The sequence below is a fragment of the Desulfosalsimonas sp. genome, assembly GCF_046483245.1.
GTDB lineage: Bacteria > Desulfobacterota > Desulfobacteria > Desulfobacterales > Desulfosalsimonadaceae > Desulfosalsimonas.
On record NZ_JAWODO010000134.1, the window covers coordinates 25,154 to 31,336 of the forward strand.

7 protein-coding genes are annotated in these 6,183 nt (G+C 55.1%); 6 read left to right on the forward strand and 1 reads right to left on the reverse strand.

What is annotated here, in order from left to right; all coding sequences use genetic code 11:
* Window positions 1-22 precede the first annotated feature (22 nt).
* Window positions 23-1,429 (reverse strand): amidophosphoribosyltransferase, encoded by a 1,407-nt coding sequence (locus tag R6U41_RS11520; protein ID WP_410269981.1) that lies wholly within the window; start codon window positions 1,427-1,429, stop codon window positions 23-25.
* 300 nt (window positions 1,430-1,729) lie between these two features.
* Here R6U41_RS11520 and sixA point away from each other — a divergent pair, with 300 nt between their 5' ends.
* From sixA to R6U41_RS11550, 6 genes are all read left to right on the forward strand, one after another.
* Window positions 1,730-2,188 (forward strand): phosphohistidine phosphatase SixA, encoded by a 459-nt coding sequence (gene sixA, locus R6U41_RS11525; protein ID WP_410269982.1) that lies wholly within the window; start codon window positions 1,730-1,732, stop codon window positions 2,186-2,188.
* Window positions 2,189-2,381: 193 nt separating this feature from the next.
* Window positions 2,382-3,422 carry a phenyltransferase domain-containing protein gene (locus R6U41_RS11530; RefSeq protein ID WP_410269983.1) on the forward strand — a complete coding sequence of 347 codons (1,041 nt, stop codon included), beginning with the start codon at window positions 2,382-2,384 and terminating at the stop codon, window positions 3,420-3,422.
* Between the two features lie 23 nt (window positions 3,423-3,445).
* Complete coding sequence (locus tag R6U41_RS11535; RefSeq protein WP_410269984.1) at window positions 3,446-4,168, forward strand: acyltransferase; 723 nt, start codon at window positions 3,446-3,448, stop codon at window positions 4,166-4,168.
* Between the two features lie 90 nt (window positions 4,169-4,258).
* On the forward strand, window positions 4,259-4,621 hold the full coding sequence (locus tag R6U41_RS11540; protein ID WP_410269985.1) for a hypothetical protein: 363 nt from the start codon (window positions 4,259-4,261) through the stop codon (window positions 4,619-4,621).
* Between the two features lie 309 nt (window positions 4,622-4,930).
* The gene (locus R6U41_RS11545; RefSeq protein ID WP_410269986.1) at window positions 4,931-5,803 is read left to right on the forward strand and encodes a DUF1848 family protein; all 873 of its coding nucleotides are present in this window, start codon (window positions 4,931-4,933) and stop codon (window positions 5,801-5,803) included.
* Between the two features lie 6 nt (window positions 5,804-5,809).
* Window positions 5,810-6,183 (forward strand): tRNA-dihydrouridine synthase (locus tag R6U41_RS11550; RefSeq protein WP_410269987.1); only part of this gene is annotated, 374 nt, incomplete at its 3' end.

Genomic DNA, 6,183 nt, shown 5'->3' on the forward strand with positions numbered 1-6,183 from the left:
TTTCTCCTTTTACAGGCTTATCTTAATCATAGCTGCTGCCGTCCCAGCAGTGGGTGCATAGTTTTTCTTTGGGCAGGCCGATGGCTGTGATCATGTCTTCAAGACGTTGGTATTTCAGGGTATTGAGTCCGAGTTTTTCCCGGATATGTTCCACCATGTCGGTGGTCTGTCGGGTATCCGGGTCCGCATACCTCCGGATGGTATCCTCCTGCTCCTGTCCCTCCATGTCGAAGATGGCCTTGCGCCCCGCAAGATCCAGGGTTGAGCGCGATGTTGAGAAATTCAGATAAAGGCACGGATAGACCAGGGTGGGGCAGGCAATGCGCATGTGCACTTCCCGGGCCCTGGCCTCAAACAGGGTGCGGACATTGTCCTTGAGCTGGGTACCCCGGACAATGGAGTCATCACAGAACAGCAGGCGTTGACCGGAAATCAGGGACGTGACCGGAATCAGCTTCATCCGGGCCACCAGATCCCGGTCGTTCTGGTTTTGAGGCATGAAGCTGCGGGGCCAGGTGGGGGTGTACTTGACAAAGGGCCGGCCGTAGGGCACCTGTTTTTCATTTGCATACCCGATGGCATGGCCGATGCCCGAATCCGGAATGCCCGAAACCAGGTCCACCTCCATGTCATCGGCCCGGGCCAGGGCCTGCCCGCATCTGTAGCGCACCTGCTCCACGGAGATGTTTTCGTAGCTGGATGCCGGATAACCGTAATAGACCCATAAAAAGGCGCAGACCTGCATGTCCGGGCCTGGCGGACGGACGGTTTCATAGCCCTCTGCGGTGATAAAAACGATTTCTCCGGGCCCCAGGTAATGGACGGCTTCGTATCCGAGGTTGAAAAACGCCGTGGTTTCAAATGAGACCGCATGGGCGCCCTCCTTTTTGCCGATCACCAGGGGCGTGCGGCCGAGCCGGTCCCTGGCGGCGTAGATGCCTTTTTCCGTGAGAAGCAGCAGGGTGCACGATCCACGGATGGCCGCCTGGGCACTGACAATGCCGTTGACAAAATTGTTTTCCTGGTTGATGAGCATCCCGACGCATTCCGTGGGGTTGACCGCGCCTTCACCCACTTCCGAGAAATGAATGCCCCGGTTGAAAGCCGAGCGGGCCAGTTCCGCCAGGTTGTTGATGCGGCCCACCGTGGCAATGCCGAAATTGCCCAGGTGCGATCCAATGATCAATGGCTGGGAATCATGGTCGCTGATCACCCCGATTCCCTTGTTGCCATGAAGATTGGGAAGCTCGGATTCAAACTTGGTGCGAAAATAGCTGTTTTCGATGTTTTTGATGGCCTTTGCTATGCCCTGGCTGTTTTTGACTGCCAGACCGCCCCGCTTGGTGCCGAGATGGGAATGATAATCGGTTCCGTAAAACAGATCCATCGTGCAGTCGGTTTTCATGGTACATCCGAAAAGTCCGCCCATAAATGCGCTTTCCTTTGTTTATCGGTTGCAGGCATTTTGTTTTTACTGCCGCATGCTTACCTGATTGAATCCATGGAGTAAAATGAAAAATTCAGGTTACCTGTTCTTATCGAAATCAGGCCGCCCATGGCAAGAGGTTATGCAAAAAAATTCGATCTTTTCTTTTTGTTTGGATTTGAATCCCTGTTATCTCTGCATTATGGTAGAAAACAGAAAAGCCGGCCCGCCGGCCCGCAGTCAGCCAATGTGCCTGCCGGCGGGGGAACCGATGTTTAACGGCGCAGAAAGGAGGCGATGAAAATGGCACTTTATATGGTTCAGCACGGCAAAAACCTTCCAAAGGAAATTGACGAAAAACAGGGGCTTTCCGAGCAAGGCATAGACGAGGTGGAAAGGATTGCGGATACGGCCGTGGTCTACGGGGTGAAGATCGACCGGATCCTGCACAGCGGAAAAAAACGCGCCCGGCAGACGGCTGATATTTTTGCCAAAAAGCTTAATGTCGCAGGTGTGGCCGAAACCGAGGGCTTAAAGGCTCTGGATGACCCCGAAGCCTTTGCCGGGGAGATACGATCGGATGAAAATCTCATGCTTGTGGGTCATTTGCCGTTTATGGAGCGCATGGCATCTTACCTGACCACGGGGAAAACGGATTACACGGTTTTCAAGTTCCAGAACGGCGGCATCGTGTGTCTGGACAAATTGCCGGATTCGGACTCCTGGGCGATTGTCTGGGCGCTGATGCCGCATATCGGGTAAGAGGGTAAAAAAAATTGCTTTCCTAATTGAATTTTGGCATATTGATTATTTTAAAAAAATCGCTCAAGTTCGGAAAAAATAATCTAACAGTTCGCTGTCAGCCGATATCCGGGCCGGGCGGGTCTGGCGGGTAAGGGTGCGGCCGCGTGCCGCTCACGCAGATGATTTAGATGACGGGAAAGGCCACGCGAGAATGGATCTGGAGGTGTTACGCAAGAAGCAGCCGGCTGAGGTGGAACTGGGTCAGGCAGCGGCCCTGGTCGCCCAAATTCAGAAACCGGATGGGGAAATCCCGTGGTTTGACGGCGGCAAAACCGATCCCTGGGATCACGTGGAATCGGCCATGGGACTGGCCATCGGCGGATATCCGGAGCGCGCAAAAATGGCATATCAATGGCTGGCAGCCCGGCAGCTGGAAGACGGAAGCTGGTATGCGGCTTACCAGGACGGCCGGCCCCTGGACCAGACCCGGGATACAAATGTCACCGCCTATATTGCCGTGGGGGCGTATCACTATTACCTGGTGACCGGCGATGAGGGGTTTCTTGCCGAAATGTGGGAACCGGTACGCCGGGCAATGGAATTTGCCTTAAGCCTTCAGGCGCCCAGCGGCGAGATTTACTGGGCCATGAGCCCGGATCTCAAGGTTGACCCCATGGCCCTTCTCACCGGTTCGAGCTCCATTTACATGAGCCTGAAGTGCGCCATTGCCATGGGCCGGGTACTGGGAAAAGGGTGCGAAAACTGGTTTTCCGCAGCCTTTCGGCTGAAAAAGGCCGTGCAAAACGGTTATCACCTGTTTAACATCGCCAAGTCCCATTATTCCATGGACTGGTTTTACCCGGTACTTTCCGGCGCGCTCACGGGCGCGGCGGCGCGCAAGCGCTTTGACCAGTACTGGAAGAAATTCGTGGTGGAGGACATGGGCGTGCTCTGCGTTTCCAACCGTCCCTGGGTGACAGTGGCGGAAACCTGCGAGTGCGTGCTCGCCCTGGCGGCTTCCGGAAATGAGCGGATTGCCGGGATCATTTTTAACTGGATGCATGATCGGCGGTTTGAAGACGGCTCCTATTGGTGCGGATTTACTTACCCCGACATGGTGATCTGGCCGGAGGAAAAAATCACCTGGACCAACGCGGTGGTGCTCATGGCTGCAGACGCCCTGTATCACCTGACCCCGGCCAGCCGCTTGTTTCATCACGGATTCTGGGAGGAATCCGGCCTTTTTGCCTAACCCTTTAAATCTTGCAGGTTTTTTTGCGAAAAGATCATCGACCCTATTTCCTCAAGCGCGCCTTTACCCGGTTTCAGGATGCCTATACCCGCCGTTTCATCCGGCCCCAGCTTGATGCCCTGGGCGTCGGGGCCATGTGCGTGCATCCCTGGAATATCAAGATTTTCGGCGCTCCCGTTACCATCGGGCAGCATGTCAACATCCTGACCACTTCGGATAAAAAGGTCCGGCTGACCGTCTGGCCGGAAAAACCGGGCATGGGAAAAATCGCCATTGGCGACTTTTGCCTGGTCTGCCCCGGGGTTCGGATCAGCTCGGCCAATGAAATCGTGATTGCCGATAACTGCATGATGGCGGGCAGCAGCTTTATCACGGATGCGGACTGGCACGGCACCTATGACCGGGTGCAGACCATCGGCGAGACCGCCCCGGTTTATATCCGCGATAACGTGTGGCTCGGCGACTGCACAACAGTGTGCAAGGGCGTGACCATCGGGGAAAACAGCATCATTGGCGCAGGCTCGGTGGTGGTGCGTGATGTGCCGCCCAACGTGATTGCCGCCGGCAATCCGGCCCGGGTGGTGCGCGAGCTGGACCCGGAGCGCCGGCTTGTCAAAAGGGCGGCTTGGTTTGCCGATATTAAGCAGCTAAACCGGGATATCCAGCGGCTCGACCACGAGAACCTGGCGGGCAACAGCTTGATTTACTGGATCAAAACGGTTTTTGCCCCGGGCCGAAACGATTGAATCCCGGGTTATGGGAAAACGGGTTGAACTGCCCTGCATCCGGTTGATATAATACTTGCCAAAAGATTTTCGGATGCAAAAAGGGGATATATGGCTGCGGAAAACGACATTGTGTTAATTTATCACGAAGACCAGCCCGTGGTGTTTGCCCGGGTGGAAGATATTGCGCCGGACGTGAAAAAGGATTGGTTTCAGATCAAGCTCATGCTGCTGCAGGTGCCCGTGCAGACCGTAACCTGGATTCTGCGCGACACCTACATCAATGGGGCGGAATTTACCATGGGCGGCAATCGCATGCGCCTGGAAAAGATCGAGCCCCCGGAGGAGACACAAGAGCAGGCTCCGGAAAAACAAGAGGGGGCCGAGAAGCAGGAGCTCGGCACAAGCGGGCAGGACGGCACTGACGATTCCGGCGGAACGGTGATTTCCCTGAAGGACCGCAAGCCCAAATAACTTTTTACGGCGCCATCTGAAATCAGACTTCCAAGGAAGTCCAAGGGCGGGGTCGGTTTTTGAAGCGACATTGAGCGTTTACGGAAAAATTCAGCAAATGCCGAAGCTAAAAAATTTCAAACTGTTTGAGGCCGACAGGCCGAGTTTTTGAAATTTTAAGCGAAGGCATTGGCTGAATCCGTAAACGGTCAGGAGCGAAAAAGCTGACGCCGACCGCAGGACTTTCTTCCTTCAAAAACAGCGGACGCGGTAAAAAGCTTTTTACGGTGCCATCAATTTTGGATTGTCTGCTGACAGGACCTTTTGGCCATGAAAAACCCGATTGTTCTCTCTGCTTCCCGGCGCACCGATATACCCGCCTTTTACATGGACTGGTTCATGGAAGGCATCGGCCGGCAATCCTTTGCGGTGAAAAATCCCTACAACCAAGTCATTTACCCGGTTGCCACAGGCCCGGCAGACGTGCACACCATTGTGTTCTGGTCCAAGGATTTTTCCCGGTTTTTAGACAATGGGTACGGACAACGGCTGCAAAAACTCGGCTATCACCTGTTTTTCAACTTTACGCTCAATTCCGGCTCCCCGCTGCTGGAACCGGGCATTGTTCCCGTGGCCGACCGGCTGGAGCAGGCCGCTGAACTCTGCCGACGCTTCGGGGCACAGACCGTGCAGTGGCGGTTTGATCCTGTATGTTTTTTCCGCACCGCGGCAAACGGAGCAGACAGCAATCTTCATGATTTTGAGACAATCGCACGGGCTATGGCTGGATTTGGGGTGCGGCGGTGTGTGATCAGTTTCGTGGATCTGTATGCCAAGGTCAGCCGGCGCAAGGCACCGGCAGACGGGTTTGCGTGGATTGATCCGCCCCTTGAGAAAAAAGTCCGGGTGGTGGTGCGCATGCAGCGCCTGCTTGAAAGCCTGGGCATGTCGTTTTATCTTTGCTGCGAGCCGGAGGTACTGGAAGCCCTGCCTCCGGGCACCCGGGTTTTGCCCGGCGCCTGCATTCCCAATGTGTTTCTGGTGGAATTGTTCGGCGGCCGGCTTTCGTTTCAAAAGGATGCGGGCCAGCGCCGGGCCAGGGGCTGTGGATGCATGACGTCAAGAGACATCGGGGGTTATGCCGATCAGCCCTGTTTTCACAATTGTCTGTATTGCTATGCCAACCCCAGTGCGGGAAAATAAAAATAAATGAACACTGAAAACCCCTTATTTACCATCGGCGATATTGTGATATCTCCGCCCACGGTCATGGCGCCCATGGCCGGTATCACGGATGCTGCCTTCCGGCGCATGATCAGGCAAAATGGGTGCGCATTGGTGTGCACCGAGATGTTAAGCGCAAACGCCCTGTACCAGAATTCCGGTAAAACCCTGAAAATGATGGTTCACGGACAAGAGGAAAAGCCCCTCAGCGTCCAGATTTTCGGGGCAAAGCCGCATATGATGGCAAAAGCCGCGTCCATGGTGGAACAGGCCGGGGCCGACATTGTGGACATCAATTTCGGCTGCTCGGTGAAAAAGGTAATAAAAACCGGGGCGGGCGCGGCCCTGATGAAGGATCT